The sequence below is a fragment of the Methylobacterium indicum genome (genome assembly GCF_017347565.1).
Lineage (GTDB): Bacteria > Pseudomonadota > Alphaproteobacteria > Rhizobiales > Beijerinckiaceae > Methylobacterium > Methylobacterium indicum.
The window spans coordinates 5,617,217-5,642,371 of record NZ_AP024145.1; the positions used below are offsets into that span (position 1 = coordinate 5,617,217).

The 25,155-nt window shown below is 66.0% G+C and carries 22 protein-coding genes and 3 pseudogenes; 13 read left to right on the forward strand and 12 right to left on the reverse strand.

The window, feature by feature from the left end; translation table 11 throughout:
- The first annotated feature begins 157 nt into the window (after nucleotides 1-157).
- Complete coding sequence (locus miv_RS26080; RefSeq protein WP_207179739.1) at nucleotides 158-703, forward strand: nucleotidyltransferase domain-containing protein; 546 nt, start codon at nucleotides 158-160, stop codon at nucleotides 701-703.
- On the opposite strand, the pseudogene miv_RS26085 reads toward miv_RS26080, so the two are convergent.
- A pseudogene (locus miv_RS26085) lies at nucleotides 700-1,440 on the reverse strand (IS3 family transposase); the annotation flags it as partial. The gene miv_RS26080 and the pseudogene miv_RS26085 sit on opposite strands and share 4 nt — an antisense overlap.
- A 35-nt stretch (nucleotides 1,441-1,475) precedes the next feature.
- Here miv_RS26085 and miv_RS33775 point away from each other — a divergent pair.
- On the forward strand, nucleotides 1,476-3,185 hold the full coding sequence (locus miv_RS33775) for an amino acid adenylation domain-containing protein (RefSeq protein ID WP_280529456.1): 1,710 nt from the start codon (nucleotides 1,476-1,478) through the stop codon (nucleotides 3,183-3,185).
- Nucleotides 3,182-3,505: a hypothetical protein gene (locus miv_RS26095; protein WP_244748709.1), complete on the forward strand. Its 324-nt coding sequence runs from the start codon at nucleotides 3,182-3,184 to the stop codon at nucleotides 3,503-3,505. The genes miv_RS33775 and miv_RS26095 overlap by 4 nt, the downstream gene beginning before the upstream one ends.
- A 46-nt stretch (nucleotides 3,506-3,551) precedes the next feature.
- On the opposite strand, the gene miv_RS26100 is transcribed toward miv_RS26095, so the two are convergent.
- A complete protein-coding gene (locus tag miv_RS26100) occupies nucleotides 3,552-5,555 on the reverse strand; it encodes a methyl-accepting chemotaxis protein (RefSeq protein ID WP_207179741.1) in 2,004 nt (667 codons plus the stop codon).
- Nucleotides 5,556-5,804: 249 nt separating this feature from the next.
- Entirely contained in the window at nucleotides 5,805-6,704 is a 900-nt protein-coding gene (locus tag miv_RS26105; RefSeq protein ID WP_207179742.1) for a TRAP transporter substrate-binding protein, read from the reverse strand.
- Nucleotides 6,705-7,350: 646 nt separating this feature from the next.
- On the opposite strand from miv_RS26105, the gene miv_RS33470 reads away from it, so the two are divergent.
- The gene (locus miv_RS33470; RefSeq protein ID WP_244748710.1) at nucleotides 7,351-8,136 is read left to right on the forward strand and encodes a ParB/RepB/Spo0J family partition protein; all 786 of its coding nucleotides are present in this window, start codon (nucleotides 7,351-7,353) and stop codon (nucleotides 8,134-8,136) included.
- Between the two features lie 70 nt (nucleotides 8,137-8,206).
- Nucleotides 8,207-8,449: a hypothetical protein gene (locus miv_RS26115; protein WP_207179743.1), complete on the forward strand. Its 243-nt coding sequence runs from the start codon at nucleotides 8,207-8,209 to the stop codon at nucleotides 8,447-8,449.
- A 238-nt stretch (nucleotides 8,450-8,687) separates the two neighbouring features.
- Here miv_RS26115 and miv_RS26120 read toward each other — a convergent pair whose 3' ends face one another.
- Nucleotides 8,688-9,392, reverse strand: coding sequence for a helix-turn-helix domain-containing protein (locus miv_RS26120; protein ID WP_207179744.1), 705 nt, complete (start codon nucleotides 9,390-9,392; stop codon nucleotides 8,688-8,690).
- Nucleotides 9,393-9,658: 266 nt separating this feature from the next.
- On the opposite strand from miv_RS26120, the gene miv_RS26125 reads away from it, so the two are divergent.
- From miv_RS26125 to miv_RS26140, 4 genes are all read left to right on the forward strand, one after another.
- Nucleotides 9,659-10,633 carry a membrane dipeptidase gene (locus miv_RS26125; RefSeq protein WP_207179745.1) on the forward strand — a complete coding sequence of 325 codons (975 nt, stop codon included), beginning with the start codon at nucleotides 9,659-9,661 and terminating at the stop codon, nucleotides 10,631-10,633.
- Between the two features lie 134 nt (nucleotides 10,634-10,767).
- Nucleotides 10,768-12,099, forward strand: a complete 1,332-nt coding sequence (locus miv_RS26130; RefSeq protein ID WP_207179746.1) for an MFS transporter — start codon at nucleotides 10,768-10,770, stop codon at nucleotides 12,097-12,099.
- Between the two features lie 120 nt (nucleotides 12,100-12,219).
- Nucleotides 12,220-12,615, forward strand: a complete 396-nt coding sequence (locus miv_RS26135; protein WP_207179747.1) for a hypothetical protein — start codon at nucleotides 12,220-12,222, stop codon at nucleotides 12,613-12,615.
- A gap of 50 nt (nucleotides 12,616-12,665) precedes the next feature.
- Nucleotides 12,666-13,067 (forward strand): RidA family protein, encoded by a 402-nt coding sequence (locus miv_RS26140; RefSeq protein ID WP_207179748.1) that lies wholly within the window; start codon nucleotides 12,666-12,668, stop codon nucleotides 13,065-13,067.
- Here the strand turns inward: miv_RS26140 and miv_RS26145 are convergent.
- The 3 genes and pseudogenes from miv_RS26145 to miv_RS26155 all read right to left on the reverse strand — a co-directional run bounded on the left by miv_RS26145 (nucleotide 13,051) and on the right by miv_RS26155 (nucleotide 15,543).
- Nucleotides 13,051-13,774: pseudogene (locus miv_RS26145) on the reverse strand (IS5 family transposase). The gene miv_RS26140 and the pseudogene miv_RS26145 overlap by 17 nt on opposite strands.
- Before the next feature lie 28 nt (nucleotides 13,775-13,802).
- Nucleotides 13,803-13,994 (reverse strand): annotated as a pseudogene (locus miv_RS26150) (transposase); the annotation flags it as partial.
- A gap of 217 nt (nucleotides 13,995-14,211) precedes the next feature.
- Complete coding sequence (locus miv_RS26155) at nucleotides 14,212-15,543, reverse strand: NAD(P)/FAD-dependent oxidoreductase (protein ID WP_207179750.1); 1,332 nt, start codon at nucleotides 15,541-15,543, stop codon at nucleotides 14,212-14,214.
- 89 nt (nucleotides 15,544-15,632) lie between these two features.
- Here miv_RS26155 and miv_RS26160 point away from each other — a divergent pair, with 89 nt between their 5' ends.
- Complete coding sequence (locus tag miv_RS26160; protein WP_244748711.1) at nucleotides 15,633-16,628, forward strand: GlxA family transcriptional regulator; 996 nt, start codon at nucleotides 15,633-15,635, stop codon at nucleotides 16,626-16,628.
- 39 nt (nucleotides 16,629-16,667) lie between these two features.
- Nucleotides 16,668-17,015 (forward strand): hypothetical protein, encoded by a 348-nt coding sequence (locus tag miv_RS26165; protein WP_207183693.1) that lies wholly within the window; start codon nucleotides 16,668-16,670, stop codon nucleotides 17,013-17,015.
- Nucleotides 17,016-17,239: 224 nt separating this feature from the next.
- Here miv_RS26165 and glnT read toward each other — a convergent pair whose 3' ends face one another.
- The 5 genes from glnT to miv_RS26195 all read right to left on the reverse strand — a co-directional run bounded on the left by glnT (nucleotide 17,240) and on the right by miv_RS26195 (nucleotide 22,764).
- A complete protein-coding gene (glnT, locus tag miv_RS26175; RefSeq protein WP_048427309.1) occupies nucleotides 17,240-18,538 on the reverse strand; it encodes a type III glutamate--ammonia ligase in 1,299 nt (432 codons plus the stop codon).
- Between the two features lie 69 nt (nucleotides 18,539-18,607).
- Nucleotides 18,608-19,942: an FMN-binding glutamate synthase family protein gene (locus miv_RS26180; RefSeq protein WP_207179751.1), complete on the reverse strand. Its 1,335-nt coding sequence runs from the start codon at nucleotides 19,940-19,942 to the stop codon at nucleotides 18,608-18,610.
- Nucleotides 19,942-20,631 (reverse strand): protein glxC, encoded by a 690-nt coding sequence (locus miv_RS26185; RefSeq protein WP_207179752.1) that lies wholly within the window; start codon nucleotides 20,629-20,631, stop codon nucleotides 19,942-19,944. Before miv_RS26185 ends, miv_RS26180 begins: the two co-directional genes overlap by 1 nt.
- Nucleotides 20,631-21,524, reverse strand: a complete 894-nt coding sequence (locus miv_RS26190) for a class II glutamine amidotransferase (protein WP_048427306.1) — start codon at nucleotides 21,522-21,524, stop codon at nucleotides 20,631-20,633. Before miv_RS26190 ends, miv_RS26185 begins: the two co-directional genes overlap by 1 nt.
- A 634-nt stretch (nucleotides 21,525-22,158) precedes the next feature.
- The gene (locus miv_RS26195) at nucleotides 22,159-22,764 is read right to left on the reverse strand and encodes a helix-turn-helix domain-containing protein (RefSeq protein ID WP_048427305.1); all 606 of its coding nucleotides are present in this window, start codon (nucleotides 22,762-22,764) and stop codon (nucleotides 22,159-22,161) included.
- 212 nt (nucleotides 22,765-22,976) lie between these two features.
- On the opposite strand from miv_RS26195, the gene miv_RS26200 reads away from it, so the two are divergent.
- Together miv_RS26200 and miv_RS26205 are read left to right on the forward strand one after the other, a co-directional pair.
- A complete protein-coding gene (locus tag miv_RS26200; protein ID WP_082171872.1) occupies nucleotides 22,977-23,843 on the forward strand; it encodes a TetR/AcrR family transcriptional regulator in 867 nt (288 codons plus the stop codon).
- Between the two features lie 255 nt (nucleotides 23,844-24,098).
- Nucleotides 24,099-25,148 carry an ABC transporter substrate-binding protein gene (locus tag miv_RS26205; RefSeq protein ID WP_207179753.1) on the forward strand — a complete coding sequence of 350 codons (1,050 nt, stop codon included), beginning with the start codon at nucleotides 24,099-24,101 and terminating at the stop codon, nucleotides 25,146-25,148.
- The last annotated feature ends 7 nt before the right edge of the window (nucleotides 25,149-25,155 follow it).

A 25,155-nucleotide genomic window follows, 5' to 3' on the forward strand; every position in this document is an offset into this window, starting at 1 on the left:
ATTGCTATGATATTGATATCATGGCGATGTTGGGTCCTGCTGGCAGGTTGGCCGGCGGTACGATCGGGGTCACCGCTAGCCTGGATCCGCGCACCCCCGACGATGCGCCGGCCCTGTTCTCTTGGCGTCCGCCCACGCCCCGCCTATGCGAGGAGCCATGACGCTCTCGGACCGTCTCGACCATCTTCCAGAACGCAAGCGCCGCGAGCTCCAGTTCGCGGCCCAGATCCTGTTCGAGGAATTCGAGGCGGCTCAGAAGGGCCAGCTCTCCGACAAATACAAGGGCGGGCGCATCCTCAAGCTGGTTCTGTTCGGCTCGCATGCCCGTGGCGACTGGGTCGATGACCACACGACCGGCTACCACTCGGATTACGACCTGCTCGTCGTGGTCGAGACCGAGCGTTTTACCGATCCACACGATTTCTGGGAGCGGGCCGAGGAGCGGCTGCTGCGCGAACTGACTGTGACGCACCGCCTCAGGACGCAGGTCAGCGTCATCGTCCACTCGATCCACGACCTGAACGACCAACTCGCCCATGGTCGACCCTTCTTCGTGGACATCACCCGGGACGGGATCGTGCTCTACGAGGTCGAGGGCTTTCCGCTTGCCTCGCCGAAGCCGCTATCGACCGCGGAGGTGCGCGCCGAGGCGGAACGGCAAATTTTGATCAGCCCCCACGGGGTGGTCCGGCTTCAAAGTTAGTGCAGGGTCGGCCTCTGCTCCACGAGTAGCTTGGCCGGCGGAGCCGGTCGGGTGAGCGCAGCCGGCCAAGCGGACAAGGCGGGCACGAACACCTCCGGGGCCGGTGGTCGGTAGCCGAGCGAGGCGTGCGGGCGCATGCCATTGTAGTGGCGTCGCCAACTCTCGATCACGATCTGCGCCTCCTTGAGCGTGTGGAAGATCTCGTCGTTCAGAAGTTCATCTCTCAGGCGAGCGTTGAAGCTCTCGACGTATCCGTTCTCCCACGGCGAGCCGGGAGCGATCTAGGCTGTTTGGGCGCCGACGCCGGTGATCCGGGTCTGCACCGACTTGGCGACGAACTCTGGTCCGTTGTCCGAGCGGATGTGGCCGGGCACACCGCGCAGGATGAACAGGTCGGCCAGCACGGCGATGACGTCCGCCGCCTTGAGCTTGCGCGCGACCCGGATCGCCAAACACTCGCGCGTAAACTCATCGACCACGTTGCGCATCCGGAACTTGCGCCCGTCATGGGTGCGCGCTTCGACGAAGTCGTAGGACCAGACGTGATCGCGACGCTCCGCCCGCAGTCGCAGGCACGAGCCGTCCCCGTCCCAGATGCGGCCACGCTTGGGCTGCCTGGCCGGGACCTTCAACCCCTCGCGCCGCCAGACCCGCTCCACGCGCTTGTCGTTGACCAGCCAGCCGGCCGCCTTCAGCAAGGCGCTGATCTTGCGATAGCCGTAGCGGCCAGATCGTCGCCGCGCTCGGCATCTTGCAGGCTGGTGGGGTTTTCGTGCCGGTCGCACCGCAGCAGCCATCCGAACGCCGCGCCGCGATCTATCACGGCGCAGGGGTGCGGATCGTCCTGACCTGCTCCACCGCCGATGGCCGTGACGAAGAGGGCGGCCCCACCTGCCTGACATGGCAGAAGGCCTGCCGGGCCGAACCCTCGGCCGAACCCTCGGCCGAGCCGGTCACCGTCCCGGCGGACCGGCCGGCCTACGTCATCTACACATCCGGCTCGACGGGCACGCCCAAGGGAGTCGTCATCTCGCACGCCGCGGCGCTCAACACCTGCGCCGACGTCACACGGCGCAACGGGGTGGGCCACGGCGACCGCGTGCTGGGCTTGTCGGCGCTTCATTTCGATTTGTCGATCTACGACGTCTTCGGGGTGCTCGGCGCAGGCGGCGCCCTCGTCCTCGTCGACGAGGAGCAGCGCCGCGATCCGGCCGCCTGGTGCGCGGCCATCCGCACCCACGGCGTCAGCGTGTGGAACACCGTGCCGGCGCTGTTCGACATGCTGCTGACTTACGCCGAGGGGGTGGGCGCCGACGCGCCGGCCAGCCTGCGCCTCGTGCTGCTCTCGGGCGACTGGGTCGGACTCGACTTGGCCCCCCGCTATCGCCGCTTCCGCCCGGACGGCCGGTTCGTGGCCATGGGCGGGGCAACCGAGGCCGCGATCTGGTCCAACGCCTTCGTCGTCGATGCAATCGATCCGGCTTGGCGCTCGATCCCCTACGGCTTCCCGCTGGCGAACCAGGCGTACCGGGTCGTCGATCCGCTCGGCCGCGACTGTCCTGACCGTGTTCCGGGCGAGCTGTGGATCGGCGGCGACGGCGTCGCGTTGGGTTATCTCGGCGCGCCCGAGCGCACGGCCGAGCAGTTCGTCGAGCAGCATGGGGCGCGTTGGTACCGCACCGGCGATTTCGGCTGCTACTGGCCGGACGGGATGCTCGAATTCCTCGGCCGCCGCGACCGGCAGGTGAAGGTCGGCGGCCACCGCATCGAACTCGGCGAGATCGACGCGGCCCTGCGCGGCCTGCCCGGCATCCGCAGGGGAGTGACCCTGGCGCTCGGCGACCGGGACAAGCGGCTCGTGGCCTTCGCGGTGGCCGGAGAGGGCGCAGACGAGGACCGTCTGGACCTCCCCGCCGTGCTCGCGGCGACGGACGCATCCCCCCTTCCGTCCGCCGAAGCCGGCGACGAGGGCCGCGTGGCCGGCTTCCACCGTCTCGCCCGCGACCTCACCAGCCGCTTCGGCAGCGAGGGCTACGCGCGCGAGGAGCTGGTGGCCGAGATCTCGGCGGCCTACCTCTGCGCCAGCCTCGGCATCGTGCCGACGGTGCGCCACGCCGACTACATCGCCGCGTGGCTCGAGGTGCTGCGCGGCGATCCCCGCGCCATCGTGGCAGCCTCAGGCCTTGCCAGCCGCTCGGCCGAGTGGCTGCTCGCCCGCCTGCCGGCGGAATACGGCTTCGCCCCAGAGACGCCCGAGGCCGACGGCGCGGGGAACGGCGACGGTGAGGCCGCGGCCGCGGCGGCGCTGCCCGAGCGGGAGGCCGCGCGATGCGGTTCAAGCCCTGGCCCCGGCCGACCCCCTACGAGGACACGTCGCGCAAGCGCGCGGCGTACCGGCGAAAGCGGCAGCGCGAGCAGGAGGCCCTGCCCCTGTTCGCCGAGGCCATTGCCGAGCGACAGCTCTGCGTCACGGAAGAGATGATCCGGCGCACGGGGGATTGGGAGCGCCGACAGCGGGAGAGCCGCCGGCAGCGGTCCGAGGCCTGGCGGAGCGTCCGCGCCCGCCCGGCGGGCCTCGAGCCCGATCGGCGGCGGGCGATCCGGGCCCTGTGGCGGGTCTGCCCGTATCCGGCCGGCCCGAGCTATCTCGGCACCCTGCTGCACGAGATCGCGACCGGCCGGATCGATCCGGAGCGGCCGCCCTGGGCCGGCCGCCACACGCTCACCCCGCGTACGACGCCGAACCCGGGCAGCTTCCGGGAGGCCTTCCGGCAGATCGGCAAATGCCTGATCGGCGCATAGACCGTATATAGGGTAAAATCCAGTCTTCCGCCGTCGTAGGGGCGGCTCACGCCGCCTGGATGTTGCCCAGGAAGGTGTCGACCTCCTGCTTGACGGTGAGGGACTGAACGGCCAGCTCGGCGGCGGCTGCGAGCACCTGGGCGGCCGCGCTGCCGGTCTCGCCGGAGGAGGCCAGCACCTGGGCGACATTGGCCGACACGTCCTGGGTTCCGCGCGCCGCCTCGCCGGCATTGCGCGAGATCTCGGTCGTCGCCGCGGTCTGCTGGGTGACCGTCGTGGCGATCGTGCCGGAGATCTCGTTGATCGCGCCGATCGTCGTCCCGATCCGCCGGATCGCTTCCGCCGCCCGAGCGCTCGCGCCCTGGATCGCAGCGATCTGTCCGGAGATCTCCTCGGTCGCCCGAGCGGTCTGGCCGGCCAGCGTCTTCACCTCGGCGGCCACCACCGCGAAGCCGCGGCCGGCTTCCCCGGCACGGGCCGCCTCGATCGTGGCGTTGAGCGCGAGCAGGTTGGTCTGGCCCGCGATCGACGCGATCGTCGTCACCGCCGCCCCGATCTGATCCGCGGCCTCGCCCAGCGCCGCCATCGCTCCGCCGGTGGCCTCCGCCTCGTGGGCGGCATGGGCGGCGACCTCGTTGGAGCGCAGCACCTGACGCTCGATCTCCCGGAGGGACGCGACCATCTCCTCGGCGGCGGCGGCTACCGTCTGGACGTTGACGGAGGTCTCCTCCGCCGCGGCACTCGAGGCGAGGGCCTGCCCGTTGGTGCCGTTGGCGACCTGGGTCATCACCCGGGCCGTCGAGTCGAGCTCGGTCGCGGCGGAGGTCACGATCTCGAGCGACTGAGCGACCTTGCGCTGGAAGTCGCGCACCAGTCCATCCACGCGATCGGCCCGGCGCTGACGCGCCGATTGCTCGGCGGCGTTCTGGCGCTCGAGCTCGCGGCGGGCCAGCGCGTTGGCCTTGAACACGTCGAGGGCCCGCGCCAGGGCGCCGATCTCGTCCCGACGCTCGCGGCCCTCGACCGCGACGGCGAGATCTCCGGCGGCGATCGCCTGGACGGAGCGATCGAGCGTCAGCAGTGGACGGCTGATCGAACGGCCGAGCCACAGGGCCGCGGCCGCGCCGAGGGCGAGGGCGAGGACCGAGACGAGCGCGCCCACGGTCTGGCTCTGCGCCACCGCCTGTTGCGCGGACTGGATCTGGCCGTTGCGCGACTCGAGCATACCGGTGCGCAGGCTCGCTGCTGCCGTACTGGCCTCGCCGGCCGTCCGGATCCACGTCGCCACGTTCCGGTCGAAGGCCTGGGCGGCGGTCGCGGCGGCGTCGCTCGTCGTCAGCAGCCGCTCGACCGCGGCCGGGAGACCCGACGCCAGATCCCGTGCCGTCGTCCCGACCGGCGGATTGGCCTTGAGTTCCGCCATGCCCCGCCGGACGCGCTCCTGCTCGGCGGCCAGGATATCGGCCTCTCCGGCATTGGGCCGCTGAGCGTAGCGACGGGCCGAGGCCGCGAGCGACTGCACCGCCTGCTGGAGCCGCAGGGCGACGTCGCTCGACGGATCGGCGGCGGCGGCCATCTGGGTCGTCAGGGTGTTGGTGAAGTTGGTCAGCCGGGCCGTCGCCGCGGTCAGGCCGGCCAGGCCGGCTTCCCGTTGGCGCGTGCTGGAGACGACCTCGTTGAAGTTCGTCTCGAGGGAGGCGATCTCGCGCTTCAGCGCCGCGGCGTCGCCGCCGATCAGCGCCTCGACGCGCTCGAAGCGCTCGCGCAGGGCCTTGTAGGCGCCGCGCGCCGCCACGAGCTCGGCGCCGCCGGGCGCGCGCAGGTAGCGGGTTGCCTGCAGCTCGACATCGGCGACGCCGTTGGCGAACTCGGACAGGGCATCCGATGCCCCGGCCGCCGCCGCGACATCCGATACGGCACCGCCGAGGCGGTGCAGGCCGAAGCCGTTGAAGGTCGTGATCCCGCACAAGAGCAAAAGGACGAGGCCGAAGCCGAGGTTGATGCGGCTTCCGATGGGCCTGTCGGCGACGCGGGCGAGGAAGGAGGGCATGGCGGGTTATTCCGATGGTCGGAGAGGGTCTGATCGGGCATGGTTCACCGCACCGGACAGACACGGTTGGACGGGCTGCGGGGCCACTGCCTCAGCGAGATTGCGCCGGACCACCCGGACGGAGGTGGGTTCCGACGACCCGGGGCCCCTAGAGCGCTTCACGATCGCGCTGCAATCGCGAAGCTCTCTAAGTCTTTGTTTTGACGCATTTTCTTCGACGAACCGGCATCCACTTCGTCGGAAAATGCTCTAGCTGCGGACAGCGCGGATCGCCTCGAGCAAAGGCTTGCCGTATTCCGTCTCGAACTGAGCGTCGGCGCCCCGGATGGCCGTCGCGAAAGCGGCGCGATCGATGTCGGCGATCACCGTCATGCCGCGCTTGCCCAGCTCGGCGGTCAGGCGTGCCTCGTTACGGTCGCCCGTCTCCCGGGCGGCTTGGGTCGCGGCGCGGGCCGCGGCGCGGACCATCGTCCGCTCGTCCTCCGAGAGCGAGTCGTAGGCCTGTCGCGACATGATCAGCATCGCGGCCGAGTAGATGTGGCCCGTCAGGCTGAGATACCGCTGCACCCGATCGAAATTGGCGCCCGCGATGTTGCCGAGGGGGTTCTCCTGGCCCTGGAACTCGCCCGCGCTGAGCGCGCCGTAGAGATCCGGGAACGGCAGAGGTTTTGCATCGGCGCCGAGTGTCTTGAAGCCGGTGATCATCGCGACGGACTGGGGGACGCGGATCTTCAGCCCGGAGAGATCCTTCGGGGACCGGACGGGCACCGATGCGGTCGTCAGGTGACGCAGGCCGTTCTCGCTCCAGGCAAGGCCGACGAGGCCGCCGGCCTCGACTTCCGTAAGGGCCTTCTGTCCGACCGGGCCGTCGAGGACCGCCCGCGCGTGGGCGATATCACGGAACAGGAAAGGGATGTCGAACACACCGAGCTTCGGGGCGACCATCGCGAAGCCGACGCTCGACGTGATGGTGAACTCCAAGGCGTTCTTCGCGACGTCCTGCGTCGTCTCCAGTTCGCCGCCGGCGACGCCTGCCGGATAGATCTCGACCCGCAGGCGGCCGCCGGACGAGGCCGCGACCCGCTCGGCGAAGACCGTAGCACCCTGACCCGTCTGCGAGGCGACGGTGTTGGTGATGACGAGCCGCATGACTTTGGCTCGTCCGGTGGCCCGAGCCGGCTTGGGCAGGCCGAGGGTCGACAGGGTTGCGCCGCAGCCGGCGAGGACATGTCTGCGGTTGATCACGGTTACCTTCCCTCAACGCGGCTCCGGGTCTTGGGCGCCGAGCCGACACTTGGGATTCTAACGCAGATTTATTTAAAAAATATTTGTACATGCAGTTTCTACAAGTTGTAGGACGATATCGGGCTTGTTTTCGCAGTTGTCGGAGTTTTGCGGTGCGCGGCCGTCGATCCGGTATGGCCGCGAAACGTGGTTGGAGGCTGCTCGTGTCGATCAATCCCGCATGCGCCTATCAGGGCTGATAAGTCCACGCTCAGCCAGCGCCGCTCAGGTGACTGATCGAGCCGCACGAGAGCTTCACCGCCTCGTCGGACCACCGCCTGCGCGACGGCCACGTCGGCCGGAGCGGGCACCGGGTCGACCTCGAGGTGCGGGGCACATGCTCCCCGGACGAGCTCGCCCTGATCGCACGCCTGGCACAGGACGCCGACACGCGCCGGGTCGCCGTCAGACTGGCCGATCCGGGATGAGAGTCAGAGGGGCCGCTTCGCGCCTTCGAGGGATCGACGAGTCGAGAGAAGGTCTCGGCCCCTCGCGCACCGGCTCGACACGCATGACCCAGGACATCTACGACATGACCCTCGGAAGCAGTACCCGCCCCACCGGCAAGATCATGCTGACCGAAGCGGTCGGGATCCCCATCGACAAGCTCAGCCTTTCCCAGGCGAACGTGCGGCGGATCGCCGAGGGCATGAGCATCGAGGACCTCGCCGCCGACATCGCCCACTGTGGCCTGCTCCAGAGCTTGCGCGTGCGCCCGATCCTCGACGAGGCGGGCCAGGAGGCGGGCCGCTACGAGGTCCCGGCCGGTGGGCGCCGCTCCCGGGCGCTGGAGCATCTGGTCGCGACCGGCCGCATGGCCAAGACCGTCAAGGTGCCCTGCATCGTCCGCGCGGCCGACCGCGCGATCAGCGCAACCGAGGACTCGATCGCCGCAGACGCGATGCGGGAGGCCCTGCACCCGCTCGACCAGTACCGGGCGCTCAAGGCGCTCGCCGACGCCGGCAAGGGCGACGACACCGCGTGGCTGCTCGAGGGCGTGAAGAAGGGCGACATGGCGTGCGAGGCCGAGCGTCTGATCGCCGGCACCGGCTGGCTACCCGAGATCATGCGGACCACCGGAATTACCACCGAGGTCGCTCGGGACGCCGGCGATCCCGTCGCGGCCGGCGAGCCGATGGCGGCCGAGGACGTCGCGCTGCCGGAGTTCCTCAGCGGGCCGGCGGCAGAGGAGGAGGTCGAGGCTCTTACGGCCTTCCTCGGCGGCGAGGACGGCCCGGCTCATGACGATCATGACATGGACGACCTCATCGCCGCGGAGTGGTGGCCCCGGAACTGACATGAGCCGAAGCTTCGTGTCCGTTCCTGCCCGTTCGGGTCGATCAGAAAGAGAATCGTGGAGACGAGTGATGAATGACATCAGGCCGGTTCCTGCGAACAATCTTTCCCAGGTACGAGAATATATCGACAAGGGCGGGCGCCTCGTCGTCCTCACCTGTCTGAAGTTCATCGTGATTGATCGCAAGGTGTTGCGGCGCTTCGAACGTGCGGGCGCATGGATCCTCAAGGGAGCGGGTGAGGGCTACCGCCTGCGCCAAGGCCAAGGTTCGGTCTACCTGCTGCCGGGGCTGCTCGAGTACGTGATCGAGTGAGACGCCCCCGTGGATGGATGAACCGGGTGTCGGAGACTGGGCATGGGGTCCGTATGCCGGTTCACGGCATCGCTATCGCCGGCCCGATCATGAGCGTCGGGCCCTTGCCGATACCAGTTGTTGTTGGCCGCAGCTCTGGCGGATCTGGAATTTTCGGACGCCGCGAAAGCCGTAGCCACGCGCGTTCTTGCGCTTCATATCAGTTTATGGGCTACAACACAGTGCTCGGTTTCGGTAACTACTTCTTTTCACGCGCGATCGTGTTCTTGGGGCCAATGATGCGCGTGACCGGTAACGGCTGGACGAGTGAGATCTGTGGATCTATGACACTCTCTAGCTCCGCGAAAAATACCTGAGAGCAAACCCAGAGCACCACCGCTTCTTTGTCCCCGGTAGATACACATAAGTGCCCCATCATACTATCGAAATAGCAACAATCTCCCTGTTCAAGCACGAGCGGCTGATACGTATCCGTTTTTAATTCTACGGTTCCTGATATAACATAGATAAACTCCTCGCCGGCATGTTGTATATAACCAGGAAATTCTTTAGATGATCGGGCTTTAATTGTGGTTAGAAGAGGTGTAAAAATCTTTTTTGCAAGGTCTGGGCAGAGCATTTCGTAGTCATACTGAGCTGTCGATAGCCTCGCACCAGCGCCGGCTCGCGTGACGCTCCTGCGCCCAAACGACATAGGGCTGCTCGAATCGCCAAACAGTTCCGCAACATCGACCTGCAACCCAGCCGCAAGCTTCAGGATGTTTTCGTAGGTCGGAGAAAGACGGCCTTGCTCGATCTTAGAAATCGTGGAGGGAGCAAGTCCGGCGGCCTGGGCAACCTCGTGCATTGTGAGATCGCGTGCCTGGCGAAGCGCCTTCACCCGGGCGGCAAAGGCTTCATCTGACCGAGGCTTGCCACCACCTGCCGTGCCGGGACGTGCCATGCGAAATTCCTATCGGAAATTTTGTTGACTAACGGGAAAGGGTGTGTAGTTTGTGCATGCATCGGCACATTACTCGCTTCTCGGAAACTCGCAACGGCAGTGCTACCGAGCCAGCCGTCTCGCCTGCGCGCAGTCAATGATCTGGCAAGATCTGCTCATCGGAAGACCTGATGAGCTGCCGAGAAGATCGGTTAGGAAGCAAAATCACCTGACAGCGAACAAGGCGTCAGGAGGCACGTCAATCTTCGGCGTCTAAGAGAGAAGCAATGGCCAGTTTGCACCAGCGATCGATCGTCGTCGACGGGCTCGTCATCTCCAATTTCACCCGACCAGTGTTCGAGGACATGCGTGCGGGTGGCCTCACGGCCGCCAACTGCACCTGCAGCATCTGGGAAGGGTTTGAGCCCACGATGCGTAACGTGGCACGATGGCTGCGCTTCTTTGACGAGAACTCCGACATCCTTACCCAAGTTCACGATACTTCCGACATCCTCAAAGCTAAGGAAGATGGGAAGGTCGGGATCATTCTGGGATGGCAGAACACCAGCGGTTACGGAGATGTCATCGATTATGTTCCGCTCTTCGCGAAGCTCGGGGTTCGCGTAGCGCAGCTCACGTACAATACTGCGAACCTCGTCGGCTCGGGCTGCTACGAATCGGTGGATCGCGGCCTCACTGACTATGGACACGACCTGATTGCCGCAATGAACGCGTCGGGCGTTTTGGTCGACCTCAGCCATGTAGCTCGTGACACTGCCCGCGACGCGATTTTCGCGTCCAAGAAACCGGTCGCCTACACTCATTGCGCCCCAGCGGGACTAAAAAATCATCCGAGAAATAAATCGGATGAAGAGCTGAAACTAATCGCCTCTAAGGAAGGATTCGTCGGAGTGACGATGTTTCCCGCCTTTCTAGCTCGCGGAAAGGAATCCACTGTCGACGATTACATCGAGGCGGTCGAATACACAATCAAACTCGTTGGAGAGGAACGCGTCGGTCTCGGTACCGACCTTACACAGGATCAGCCGCCGGCGTTCTTCGACTGGATCAATCGCGACAAAGGCGATGGGCGCAAACTCGTCGATTTCGGGGAGGCCCTTGAACTCGGGGGATACTGTCGCTCCAGTGAGTTCCCGAATATTACCGCTGCCATGGAGCGGCGCGGCTGGTCCGAAGAGCGCATCCAGCGGGTTCTCGGGAAAAACTGGGTGCAGTTTTTGCGCGACGTCTGGGGAGCGTAGCGCAGCCCCAAAACGGTTCGCGCAAGGCGTGACTGATTGCCAGGCGGGCCGACCACGCCGGTATGACGGGTCGACAATCTTTCTAACTCGAACATGGTCTCGGCGTGAGACGAGACGGCTTCAGGAGACGTCCGATGGAAGACATTGCGAAAAGAAGCACTATTTCATTGGGAAAATCCAGAATGCTGAGCAGTCGAAAAGTCGCTATTGCAAGCGTTATTGGAACGACGGTGGAGTGGTACGACCTTTACATCTTCGCTACAGCATCGGCTCTTGTCCTTAACAAGGTATTTTTTCCTAATTTTGTCCCGCTAATTGGTACTTTGCTGGCATTCGGCACTTTCGCGTCGGCCTATGTCGCCCGAATGCTGGGCGCGGCGTTGTTCGGTCACTTTGGAGACCGGATCGGGCGGAAATCGATGCTCCTGTTCTCGCTTATGCTGATGGGAGCCGCAACCTTCGCAATCGGCTTGCTACCAGATTACAATGCGATCGGGATCTGGGCTCCCATCCTTCTACTGATCTTGCGCGTTACGCAGGGTCTCGCTCTTGGCGGCGAGTGGGGAGGCGCAGTCCTGATGGCTGTCGAGCACGCTCCCCAGGACAAGCGCGGGCTCTACGGATCATGGGTGCAGATCGGAGTTCCTGCCGGGACGTTGCTGGCCAACTTAGCCTTCCTGGTCGTCACCTATTCGGTTTCTCCGGAAGCCCTAACGTCATGGGGTTGGCGAATTCCATTCCTGGCCAGCATTCTACTGGTCGTCGTAGGGTTCTATATCCGCCTCAACATCTCCGAAACGCCTGCATTCACCGCCGCCCAGAAGGAGGCTGCGACGGAAGTAAAAATCCCCTTCATCGACCTTATGCGGAGATCCTGGAAGACGGTAGTACTCGGCGGAGTGGCAACGATGTCGACCGGATCTTCATTCAACCTGATCATTGCCTTTGGACTGAGCTATGGGACTAAATCGCTGTCGTTCTCGCAGAACGCCATACTGTCTATCATCTTGATTTCTTGTTTTGCGTGCCTATTCTTGCTCCCTTTCTTTGGTTGGCTATCGGACAAGTTCGGCCGACGCCCAGTTATCCTCGTTGGCATCCTGGCGGAAGCTGTGATCGCCTTCCCCTTCTTCTGGTTGATGGATACTGGCTCGTATTGGGGTGCCCTCATTGCATACCTGCTCATGATGTCGGCCTTTGCCGCGAATTACGGACCAATCGCGACGTTTCTTTCGGAACTATTCGGAACCAAAGTGCGGTATTCGGGTCTCTCCGTGAGCTACATGTTGGCCGGTCTGCTCGGAAGCGCCACGACACCCGTGGTGACGACATGGCTCCTGTCGCTAACGGGACGCGGGTCGTCGGTCGCCTGGTTCATGATTGTCACGGCGGCTCTCTCTGGTGTGGCTCTCGTCCTGCTGGCAGAGACTGTTAAGCGTAACATCATCTCAAATGGCGACGTCTAGAGCGCTTCACGATCGCGTTGCAATCACGAAGCTCTCTAAGTCTTTGTTTTGCCGCATTTTCTTTGACGAACCGGCATCCGCTTCGTCGGAAAATGCTCTAGTCTGGGTCGGATCTGAGAGATGAGCGCGCCGTCGACCTCGCAATTTTCGTCGGCGGAGCCGTTCGACCGCGTCGAAGTGCAATGCCGGTGGCACCACGGCTTCCGGGCAGCCATCACGGCCGTCTATCGCCGATGCGAGCGCGAATGCGTGCGTGATCTGCTCCCGGCGGCCGCGCCTCCGGCTGATGGACTACGTTCGCTCCTGCATGAGGTTTCGGAGCGGGAAGGATCTATCGTCACCGTCCAGGCGGCGACGAGCAATGCACTCGCGGCGGGCGACGATTACGACCTCAATTGCCTCTTGGAAGAGTGCACCGTCTCGACGAACACGGCAGCCGCTGGCGGCAACGCCAGTCTGATGTCGATTAGCTTCAGCGTTGAAATAGCTCATTACATGCGTTGCCTCGGCGCATAGCATTCGGAGCCTCATCACGAGCTCTCCGACCCACTCACAGGAAGATTTAAATGAAACGAGAGATCATTGAGGTGCCCTTGGTATCAGCTGCGATCCGTAGCCTGGGCGTTCCCACGTCGGCACTGGTTCGCTGCGGTGAGCTGCTCTACTCGTGCGGGATGCCTCCCATCGACGTGAACACGGGCGCGTTCGTGTCCGGCTCGATGGAAGAGCAGACGCACGCTTCGCTCAATGCGCTGAGGTATTCTTTGATTTTTGCAGGCTCCGACCTCGATCATATCCTCAAGACGACTGTCTATGTCACGGACCCGGATGCGATGAAGATCGTAAACGAAGTTTACGCAAGCTACTTCAAGGGTGACAACCCGGCTAGAACGTCTCTAGCGATCAAACCTTGGCGGATGCCATTCGGTATCGAGATCGAGGCTATCGCCGTCATGCCGTCAGTCTAAAAGCCCCTGACGGAACCGCTGGGATCTGGTGGATGGTGATGAGGCTGGCCTGGAGGAACGTGAAGGCTTCGTAGATGTCGGCGCGGCGTTCGTAGCGGACGGGCAAACGGTGGGCGCGGTTGAACCAGGCATGGCTGCGCTCAACCACCCAGCGATGCCGCCCCGGCCTGTCGCTCCTCTCGACGCCGCGCCGGGCAATCCGCGGCGTGATCCCGCGCGCCCGGCACTCCTGCCGCCGCACTCTGCAGCGGGCTGTCGTGGCCGTGGGCGCCGGTCAGAACGAGGCCGAGCGGCGTGCCGAGCGCGTCGGTGACGAGGTGGCGCTTGGTCCCCGCCTTACCGCGATCCATCGGGTTCGGGCCGGTGGCAGACCCCCTTTTTTTCACCGGCACGCTCGCGCTGTCGACGCCCGCCCGGCTCCCGTCGATCTCGCCCGCCGCGTGCAAGCATTCGAGCAGCACCCGATGCAGGCGCCGCCACACACCGGCCGCCTGCCAGTCGCGCAGCCGGCGCCAGCAGCTCATGCCGCAGCCGCTCTTCATCTCGGCCGGCAGCATCTCCCGGGGGATGCCCGAGCGCGGCACAAACAGGATGCCGGTCAGGGCAGCCCGATCGTCCACCCGGGGACGCCCGCCCTTCGGGCGGGGCGGCAGGGCGAGCGGGATGAAGGTCGGTGGGGCAGCCGAGGCCTGCTGCTCGGCCAGCAAGGCACGCCGCCATCGGAACAGCAGGTTGGCCGGGTCGCACACCTCGATCACGCTCGGACTGGCGCACCCAGTTCCGCAGCGTCTCGCCCGAGCAGCCGATCTTCGCGGCAATCGACTGGATCGCCGACCACTGCGAGCCATGCTCGCCTTCCTGATCGCGCACCATCCGCACCGCGCGCTCGCGCACCTCGGGGGAAAACGGGGCTGTTCGCTTCGTCAGGGCTCCATCCTCTCAGAAGTTGGAGCCTCCGAAAAACCCGGAGCGGTTCAAACCGCTCTCCAGCTTGGCGGCAGGACGCGCCTGCCAGGACGGCAGACACGACGCGCTCACGCAGATCGACGGACAAGGGTGACGTCATCGCTGGCTCCTCCAGCCAACCAACGCCCTACCCAACTTGGCCGTTGCAGCCCGATCGCACAGCGCTCGAGTAGCCCTGTCAAACCCCCGTGAGCGGGATGATCTTGGAGCCATCTGAGAACCGTTCGAAGCGAAAAGCATGGGGATCGACAACAGGCTCGGAGCCCGTGACCAGATCCGCCGTCAGGCGCCCGGCGCCCGGACCGAGTCCGAAGCCATGGCCCGAGAAGCCGGTGGCGACGACGAGCCCGGGGCAACTGCCGACGGGCGAGATCACCGGGACCGCATCCGGCGTGACGTCGATCAGGCCCGCCCAGCGCTGGGCGACGCGCGCGTTCTGGAAGGCCGGAAAGGCCTTCGACAGCTTTGCCAACGCGCGGTCGGTCATGCCCTGGTCCGGCTCGGGATCGAGGATGCGTGTTTGCTCGAACGGCGTCGGCTGCCCCGGGCGGCCGCGGCGCGCCTCGCGCCACTCCTGGACGAACCGCTTGCCGATCCGCGGTCGCATGCTGGACCATTCCATCCGCAGGGCCGGCAGGAATTTCGCCGCGAAGCGGAAGCTGTCCGGCGTTAGGTCATAGATGTTGGCGGCCAGGGTAGAGACGGTATAGCCCCCGTCCAGGCGCTTGCGCACCGAGAAGTCGGGCCCGCGCACCGTGACGTCGGGGCCGCCGGACACGGGTTCGGTCCGGAGCACGGAGTTCAGGATCTTGAGCTGGGGAAGCGTTACGCCGATCCCGCGCAGGAGCAGGCGAGACCATGCCCCGCCCGCGACCACGACCGCGCTCGCCGCGATCGGCCCGCGCTCGGTCACGACACCGCTGACACGCCCTGCTTGCGTCTCGATCGCACGGACCGCGCAGTTCGTCAGGATCGTCGCTCCGAGGGCCTGTGCCGCGCGGGCGATGGCCGGGGCCGCTTTCTGCGGCTCGGCCCGCCCATCCGTCGGTGAGTAGAGAGCCTCGTCGAAAGCGAGGTTCATGCCCGGCACGAGGTCCGCCACGCGATCATTGCCGATCGTCGCGACGCGATGCTGCGTGTTCTCGATATATTTGAGCCACTCCATGTTGGCGTCGCGAAATTCCGGCGAGTGAAACGGCACGACGATTCCGCACTGCCGATAGCCGACATCGTGGCCGATGCGCTCGGAAAGCCCCTCCCAGATGCGGATCGACGTCGCCATCAGGTCGATTTCTCGCGGATCGCGGCGCGACAGGCGCACCCAGCCCCAGTTGCGGCTCGATTGCTCGCCGGCGACGATGCCCTTCTCGCAGACGACGACCGACAATCCGCGCTCGGCGAGTTCCAACGCCGTGGAGACGCCGACGATGCCCGCGCCGACGATCACGACGTCCGCACGTTTGGGCTGGCGGGGGCTGGATTGTACGGCGTCGACGACGGGGCCGGGCATTGGCGACGTTCCATGGTGACTGGCGGCAACGGTCGTACTATGCCGCAGACTGACCGGCCAGATTTTGCACCCACAGACGCATTTTTAACGTGACGCGCCAGCAAGACCATCGTCCCGCTGTGACCGCACCGCCTGATCGGCAGATTGGGTTCATCCTACTGCCGGGCTTTGCTCTCATGTCGTTCGCTTCGGCGAGCGAGCCTTTTCGTGCCGCCAACCGGCTGGCGGGCCACACGCTTTATCGCATGCGCTTCTTCGGCGAGGATCCGTCCGGCCGCGTGGCGGCGTCGTCCGGCGTGGAGGTTCCGGTGGAGCCGCTGCCGCGCGATCACGACGGGCTCTATGCCGTTTTCGTCTGTGCCGGAGGTGAGCCGAAGACGTGGAACCGGCCGGCGGTCCAGGCCACGCTCAGGCGTTTGGCGCGACGCGGAACCAGGATCGGCGGCATATCGGGCGGTCCTTACGTCATAGCCGCCGCCGGGCTGCTGACCGATCGTGATTTCACGATCCACTGGGAACATGCCGGCGCCCTGAGGGAAGCGTTTCCTGACCTTGTCCCCAAATCGGCGCGCTTCGTCATCGCGGGAGATCGCATGACATGCGGTGGCGGGGTCGCCCCGATCGACATGATGCTCGCCGTCATCACCGAGGATAGGGGCCGGGAATTCGCGCTTCTGGTCTCGGACTGGTTCCTGCATACGGCTGCGGTGGCGCCCGAGGATCCGCAACGCGCCTCACCGGCCGAGCGGTACGGTATTCATCACCCGGTTCTTCTCGCTATCCTGCAGACCATGGAGAGAACTCTGGACGCTCCCATGGATCGCAGAGAGATGGCAGCGCTTGGCGGCCTGAGCGAACGTCATCTCGATCGCCTGTTCCGCGACAAGATGGGCATCAGCTTCTCCGAGCACTACAGAAATTTGCGGCTCGATCACGCCCAGCGGCTTCTGCGCCAAAGCACGATGAGCATGGGACGCATTGCGATGGCATCCGGTTTCTCCGGTGCCGGGCAGTTCTCGCGAAGCTATCGCGCGCGATTCGGTCATACTCCATCTAACGAGCGCAAGATGCCTGACACTCAGTAAGCGTGCGTCAGTCGGATGCGTGAAATGTATGATGCAGTGATGAGAATGACGCTGCTTCGCTTGGCTGATAACTCCGAAGCAACCCTGCCGATGCCGTCCGATTCGCACTCAACCGCACGGGATTTCGTGCAGCGGCAGATCGAGAAGCGGTTCGGCAAGGCCTACGCGACGTCGACGGATGCGCCGAGAGGAGCGACCCTGGGCGGCCGCTGGACGCCCGATGATCGCGCTCGACCGCGCAGTCACGCGGCGCGGGCGCTCCTTGGCGGAAGAGACGGTGTGACCAATCACATTCTGATGCCCAGGGAGCTCGTGATCGGCGGTGGATCACGCTTCCGTCTGCCCGCTCTCGTGAGATCCCTGGGTGGACGTCGAATTTCGAGCTGACGCTGACCTGCCCCTCCGTCGTGACGGTCGCGACGGGGATCGATGCGTTGACGCACGCGCTTGAGGCGCTGGTTAACCGGAACGGCAATCCGTGCTCGACGATCGTCGGCGTCAGGCATGGATGAGATCCAAGGCGGCCCCCGCGTCGATCGGCGGTTCGGCCAAGGCAACCGCTCCGATAGCGACGGCCAGCGACAGGGCACGGCCCGGGGCTGGTTGCAGGATCAGCAATCGAGCGTCGTATCCCGCTCCCATTGCGTCAGATGACGGCAATAGGCGTTCCATTCCTCGTTCTTGAGCTTGAGATAGCTCGGGACGAACGAGCCGAGGGCGTCGTGCAGCACGTCGTTGTTGGCCAGGGCCCGCATGGCGTCCAGCATGTTGAGGGGAAGCTGCTTGAAGCCCTCGACCAGATGGCCTTCGGTATACATGTTGATGTCGAGGCGCGGTCCCGGATCGCGGCGGTTGCGGATGCCGTCGAGGCCGGCGGCGAGGATCGCGGCCTGGAGCAGGTAGGGATTCACCGCCCCGTCCGCGAGGCGGAACTCGAAGCGTCCCGGTCCGGGAATCCGGATCATGTGCGTGCGGTTGTTGCCCGAATAGGTCACCGTGTTCGGGGCCCAGGTCGCGCCGGACGTCGTCCGCGGCGCATTGATCCGCTTGTAGGAGTTCACGCACGGATTGGTGATCGCCGCCAGGGCGTCGGCGGAATGGATCAGGCCGCCGATGAAGTGGTAGCCTTCCGGCGACATGCCGAGTTCGTCCGAGCGGTCGGCGAAGACGTTGCGCCCGTCGCGCCACAGCGAGACGTGGGCGTGGCAGCCCGAGCCGGTCAGGTCCATGAACGGCTTGGGCATGAAGGTCGCCCGCAGCCCGTGCTTCTCGGCGATCGACCGGGTCATGTACTTGAAGAAGGCGTGGCGGTCGGCCGTGACGAGGGCATCGTCGTAATCCCAGTTCATCTCGAACTGGCCATTCGCGTCCTCGTGATCGTTCTGATACGGCTTCCAGCCGAGTGCCAGCATCGCGTCGCAGATTTCGGCGATGACATCGTAGCGGCGCATCAGGGCCGATTGATCGTAGCAGGGCTTCATCTGCCGGTCGGACGTGTCCGCCGGCTCGGCACCATCGGCCGTGATCAGGAAGAACTCGCACTCGACGCCGGTCTTCATCTGGAGACCATCGCCTGCCGCATCGGCGATCAGCCGCTTGAGGACGTTGCGCGGCGCCTGCTCCACCGGCTTGCCACCCATGGCGAGATCGGCGGGGAGCCAGCCGACCTCGGGCCGCCAGGGAAGCTGGATCAGCCTCTCGGCATCGGGAATGGCGACGAGGTCGGAATCGGCGGGGCTCATGTCGAGCCAGGTGGCGAAGCCGGCAAAGCCCGCACCGTCCCGGCAGATCTCCGCGATTGCCGGGGCCGGCACGAGCTTGGCCCGCTGCGTGCCGAAGAGATCGGTGTACGAGACCAGAAAATACTTGATGCCGCGCTCCCTGGCGGCGGTCGACACATCGAACGACATCGCTTGAACCCTCGGCAGAGGCGACCACGATCGGGATGGGGCGGGGCCGCCCGAGGGCGGCCCCCTCGCTCAGAGCAGCGTCTTGCCGGGGATCCAGCCGGTCCCGGCGAGGGGCACCTGCGCCATGGCGGCGGCCTCGATCGTCAGCGCGACGAGATCCTCCGGTTCGAGATTGTGCAGATGGCTCTTGCCGCAGGCCCGGGCGATGGTCTGCGCCTCCAGCGTCATGACCGCGAGGAAATTGGCGAGGCGCCGCCCGGCCAGTTCCGGATCGAGCCGCCGGGCGAGCTCGGGATCCTGCGTGGTGATGCCGGCGGGGTCCCGGCCCTCGTGCCAGTCGTCATAGGCACCGGCCGTGGTGCCGAGTGCCTCGTAGTCGGCCTCCCAGCGCGGGTCGTTGTCGCCCAGCGCGACGAGCGCCGCGGTTCCGATCGCCACCGCATCCGCCCCCAGCGCCAGCGTCTTGGCGACGTCGGCGCCCGACCGGATACCGCCGGAGACGACGAGCCGCACCTTGCGGTGAAGCCCGAGATCCTGGAGCGCCTGAACGGCGGGTCGAATGGCCGCCAGGGTCGGGATGCCGACATGTTCGATGAACACGTCCTGCGTCGCGGCGGTACCGCCCTGCATGCCGTCGAGCACCACGACGTCGGCGCCCGATTTCGCCGCAAGCGCGGTGTCGTAGTAGGGCCGCGAGGCCCCGACCTTGACGTAGATCGGCTTCTCCCAGTCGGTGATCTCGCGCAGCTCCTCGATCTTGATCGCGAGATCGTCCGGGCCGGTCCAGTCCGGGTGGCGGCAGGCGGAGCGCTGGTCGACGCCTGGGGGCAGGCAGCGCATGCCGGCGACCCGCTCGGTGATCTTCTGGCCGAGCAGCATGCCGCCGCCGCCGGGCTTGGCGCCCTGGCCGATCACCACCTCGATGGCGTCGGCCCGACGCAGGTCGTCCGGGTTCATGCCGTAGCGCGAGGGCAGGTACTGGTAGACCAGGGTCTGCGAATGGCCTCGCTCCTCGGCGGTCATGCCGCCGTCGCCGGTGGTGGTCGAGGTGCCGGCGAGGGTGGCGCCCCGGCCGAGCGCCTCCTTGGCGTTGGCCGAGAGCGAACCGAAGCTCATGCCCGCGATCGTCACCGGGGTCCTCAGGCGGATCGGCTTGCTCGCGAAGCGGTCGCCCAGCACCACCTCGGTGCCGCAACGCTCGCGGTAGCCCTCCAGGGGATAGCGGCTGATCGAGGCGCCGAGGAACAAGAGGTCGTCGAAATGCGGGAGCTTGCGCTTCGCCCCGGCACCGCGGATGTCGTAGATGCCGGTCGCCGCCGCCCGGCGGATCTCCGACATGACCTCGGGCGAGAAGGTGGCCGAGTAGCGCGGGGTCGTGCGCGGGGCCTTGGAAGTCTCGGCCATCAGTAGGCTCCGGCGTTGTCGACGTGGAAGTGGTAGAGCGCGCGCGCGGACCCGTAGCGGCGGAACTCCCCGGGATCGACCTCGCCGGCGAGACCCGCGGCCTTGAGCTTGGCGAAGAGCTGCTCACGGTGCTCGTCGCGCATCTCCTTCTCGATGCAGTCGGCACCGAGGCTCGCCACCGTGCCGCGCACGTAGAGCCGGGCCTCGTAGAGCGAGTCGCCGAGCGCCTCGCCCGCATCCCCCAGCACCGTCAGCGTGCCGGCCTGGGCCATGAAGGCCGACATGTGACCGATCGATCCCTTCACCAGGATGTCGACGCCCTTCATCGAGATGCCGCAGCGTGCGCCGGCATTGCCGTCGATCAGGAGCATGCCGCCATGGGCGGTGGCTCCGGCCGACTGGCTCGCATCGCCCCGAACATGGACGAAGCCGGAGAGCATGTTCTCGGCGACGCCGACGCCGGCATGACCGTCGATCACGACGCTCGCCTGCTTGTTCATTCCCGCACAGTAATAACCGACGTTCCCCTCGATCTCGACCTGGATCGGGGCGTCGAGGCCCACCGCGATGGCGTGCCGCCCGTCGGGGTTCACGACCGTCCACTGGGTCTCGTTGGTATCGGGCCGGAGGGCGTGGAGCGCTCCGTTCAACGCACGCAGGGAGGCGGTACGCAGGTCGAAGGTCGGCATCAGTGGCGCTCCCAGGCATAGACCTTGGCCGGCTCGGGCTCGAAGACCCGGGCCGCCGCGATGCCGGGCAGGTCGACGAGGGCGCGGTATTCGGATCCGAAGGCGACGTAATCGTCCGTCTCGGCCATGACGGCGGGCTTGCAGGCGATGGGATCGCGCAGGACGGCGAAGCCCGTCCTGGTCCCGACGACGAAGGTGAAGAAGCCGTCGAGGTCGGTCAGGCTCGACTGGAGCGCCTGACCGAGGCTGGCGCCCTCGCGCATCCGCCAGGTGAGATAGCCGGCCGCCACCTCGGTGTCGTTCCGCGTGGCGAAGGTCAGCCCCTCGCGGCTCAGCCGGCGGCGCAGGTCGTTGTGATTCGACAAGGAGCCGTTGTGCACGAGGCACTCGTCGAGCCCGGTCGAGAACGGATGGGCGCCGTTCGTGGTCACCGCGCTCTCGGTCGCCATGCGGGTATGGCCGATGCCGTGGCTCCCCGACATGCCGGCGAGGTCGAACCGCTCGGCGACGGAGGCGGGCAGCCCCACCTCCTTGTAGATCTCCATCCGCTGCCCGGCCGACACGACGTCGATGCCGGGGGCCTTCGCGGCGAGCCAGGCACGCACCTCCGCCTCGGCGCCGGCCGGGACCGACAACACCGTATGGGTGTCGCGTGGACTTTTCTGACAGGAATGGCCGGTTGCAGTCTCCAGGTCGGAGATCACTCCGGCCAGGGTCGCCGGATCCGGCCCGCGCAAGGTCAACTTCACACCGAGGACATCAGATCCATAGATGGCAAAGCCAGCGCTGTCGGGACCCCGCTCCGTCATCGTTTCCAACATTGCGGAAAGAAGAGATCCCAGCTGTGGTTCCAGCTTCGAATTCTTTAGAAAAAGGCCGACGATCCCACACATGGGCTGGCGATCCCCATCTCATATGATGGAATATCGATCGCATAGCGTCGGGATCTCGTCAACCAGTTATAACAAAAATTTCTCTACAGGAAACTCACCGGAAGCCTGGGCGACCGGTTCGAGCCGTCGCAGGCCAGACCGACGGCGCAGGCGCGAAAGACCCGCCCGGACACCAGCGCCGGCTCGATCGCAGGAGGGGTGGGTCGGACGCGAGCTGCCGCGGTGTCGCAGAGGATGACGGACCGGCACGAGGCCGACCGTGGCCCGGATCTCGCAGCGGGCGTGGGCGACCGGTTCCTGCACAGCTAAGCAGATTTCGCCGAAGTGGACACCGGTTCGGCGGCAAAAATCTGCGACACGACAAGGACCTAAGCGGGCGAAGCGTTGGCCTGCCAACGCAAGTCTGCTTAGGTCGGCGAAGGCATGAGCCCAAAGCGCATGGACCTGCACCGGCGCGTCGGCATCCGGGCGTGCTGGCTTCGGATGTGGCCTTTTCGACCACGCAGCCGACCCGCTCCGGGAGACTGCCCTTCCGGCCTCCGAGATCGGAGCCAGGACGGCCTTTGCCGACGCAAACGCGCGGTCGGCGGGCCGAACGGTGCCGGGACCGCCGTGCGGCCGCCCGCGTGCGCCCTTACGGACGCGGATAAGCGATGATCGAGAGGTACGTCATCGGCCGCTCCACGAGGGTCTGCGGGCCGTGCAGCGCCTCGGCATCGAAGAGCAACGAGTCGCCGGGCTTCAGGTGGTAGTCGTGGCCGGCATGACGGTAGATGACCTCGCCGGTCAGCATGTAGATGAACTCGATCCCTGCATGGCGAAAGCCGGTATAGACCTCAGCATCATGCTCCAGGGTGATGAGATAAGGCTCCAGCACGGTATTCCCGCGGATCCCGGCGCCGAGCAATTCGTAGATATGCCCAACCTTGGTGCCCCGACGCTCAATGACGACGCCGGTGCCCTTGCGCACGTAGGAGCAGTCCCGGCTCTCTTCGAAGGCGGCGAAGAGGGTCGTGATCGGGACGTTGAGGGCCTGCGCGACCGCGTTGATGGTGGCGAGCGAGGGCGCGATCTGCCCGTTCTCGATCTTCGAGACCATGCCCGACGAGATGCCGGCCGCCGCGCCGAGATCGGCCACGGACAACTCCCGTTCCCGGCGAAGGACGCGGATCTGGTGACCGAGGGCGCGTTCGAGGCTCTTGGTGTCCTCGGCTGGTGCGTTCGAACCGGTGTTCAGCATGAAAGTTCCGCGAACAGGAAAGCCGTGTGGCCGATGGACTATCGGCCCCCGCAAGGCTTTGCATAACGGATTGTGCCGCGGCCCGCGCGGTCCGGCCGCCCTTGTCACGAACTTCGTGGTGATGTCGCCTCTCGACGATGAGCGCCTGCTGCCGGTGACCCGCTCGCTCGCGGTCTTCCTCGGTCTCGCCTGATCGCAGGACACCCGGTGCGATGACCGGAACGTTCCTTCACGAGGCCCGCGACCGGAAAGAGTTCCGACGGTTGTTCGCGCCATCTCGCCCGGCTAGGACGGGAGCCGTCCCGCGCCGGCGGGTGAAACGTTCGCCGCGGATGGACGGGATGAAGACGACAGACCGCGCGCCCACGGGCCGGGAAGGCGGCCCCGGGGCGGACACGACCGGTAGGCCGCATCGGCCCGGCAGCCAGGCCGAGCGCTCGATGAACACGCGCCAGCGCATCCTCGAAGCCGCCCACGCGGTCTTCGTGCGGGAGGGTTTCGCCGGCGCCAAGATCGAGCACATCGCCGAGGCCGCCAAGACCAACAAGCGCCTCGTCTACCACCACTTCGGCGGCAAGGACGAGCTGTTCCGAACCGTGCTCGAGACCGCCTACGCGGCGATGCGCCAGGCCGAGCAGGGCCTTGGCCTGGAGCGCCTGGCGCCCCGGGACGCCATCACCCAACTGATCCGGTTTACCTGGACGTACTATCTCGAGCACGAGGACTTCATCTCGCTCGTATCGACCGAGAACCTGTGCAAGGCCGAGCACATCGCCGCCTCCGAGCAGCTGCCGCGTCTCCGGTCGTCCCTGGTCGAGTTGATACAAGACATCGTGCGGCGCGGCGAGGCCAGTGGCGAGTTCCGCTCCGGCATCGACCCGGTGCAATTGTGGATCTCGATCTCGGCGATGTGCTGGTTCTCCGTCGCGAACAAGCACACGATCGCGGCGACCTTCGGTCCCGCAGCGGCGAACCCGGCGATCGGCGAGGAACGTCTTGCTCACATCGTGAGCGTGGTGCACAGCTTTCTCGCACCGGTGGCGGACAAACCGGCACGCCCGACTCCGACATCCGCTTGAGTAACGGAACCGTTACTGTTACCTTCCGCTGGGTCGAGAGCACGCCGGTGCGCCGCGGCGGCGAGCCTCTCGATCGAGTGACCGGGGCACGATGCCTGCCTGCGACGGGACCGATTATCCCGGGCACGCGTGATCTGTCCGGGATTCGGAGCTGTCGTTTCGCGACCGGCAGAGTTTTGACGTGCGGGCCGATCCCGAAAAAGCGCATTCGCCAAAAAATCTCGTCCCAGAAACCCCGTTCTTGCGAGGTGTTCGATGAGGCCCGTCACCCAGATCCTGTCCGGCACCGCCCTGCTGCTCGGGCTCCTCGCCGGGCCGGCCGCGGCCGAGACCGTCAACCTGATGTCGTTCCCGGTCCTGTTCCAGGAGCGCTACACCAAGGCGGTGATCGAGCCGTTCGAGAAGGCCAATCCCGGCATCAAGGTCAGCTATTTCGGCCTGCCGAGCTCGGCCCAGATGCTCGGTACGCTGCGTGCCCAGAAGGCGGCGCCGCAGGTCGACGTGGTGATCATGGACCTCGCGGTCTCGAAAGCCGGCACCGACGAGGGCCTGTTCGCCAAGCTCGACGAGGCCGAGATTCCCAATATCAAGGACTTGGTGCCCGAGGCGCGACGTCCGGAGCTCGCCGGGGCCGGCGTCACCTTCGACAACCTCGTGCTTCTCACCAACACCGACCTCGTCAAGCCGCGTCCGGATTCCTGGTTCGTCCTGCGCGACAAGGCCTATGCCGGCCGGGTCGCCGTCCCGGCGATGCCCGACATCGTCGGGCTGGCGCTGACGGTCGTCCTCGACAAGGCGGAGGGCGGGCAGGATCCACTCAAGAGCGTCGACAAGGGCATCGCGGCGTTGGGCACCATCGCCCCCAACGTCCAGACCTGGGACCCGCGGCCCGAGGTCTACGCGCCGATCGTCTCCGGCCAGGCCGCCCTCGGGGTCGGCTGGAACGCCCGCGCGCAACTCAACCACGACATCTCCGGCGGCAAGCTGGCGGCTGTGCTGCCGAAGGAAGGCAGCGTCTTCCAAGTCAATACCATCAACCTGACGGCCAACAGTCCGAACGCCGCCGCGGCCAAGAAATTCATCGACTACGCGCTCGGCGCCGAGGCCCAGAAGGCCTTCACCGAGGCAATGTTCTACGCCCCCTCCAACGCCAAGGCGCGGGCGTCGGTCTCGCCGGAGGCGATGGCCCGCACCGCGATCGGCTCCTCCGACCGGATGATCCCCCTCGACTGGATCGCGATGGCCGGGCGACGCGACGCGATCCTCGAGCAGTGGCGCCGCCGCGTCATCCCGCTGAGCCGGTGAGGGAGAG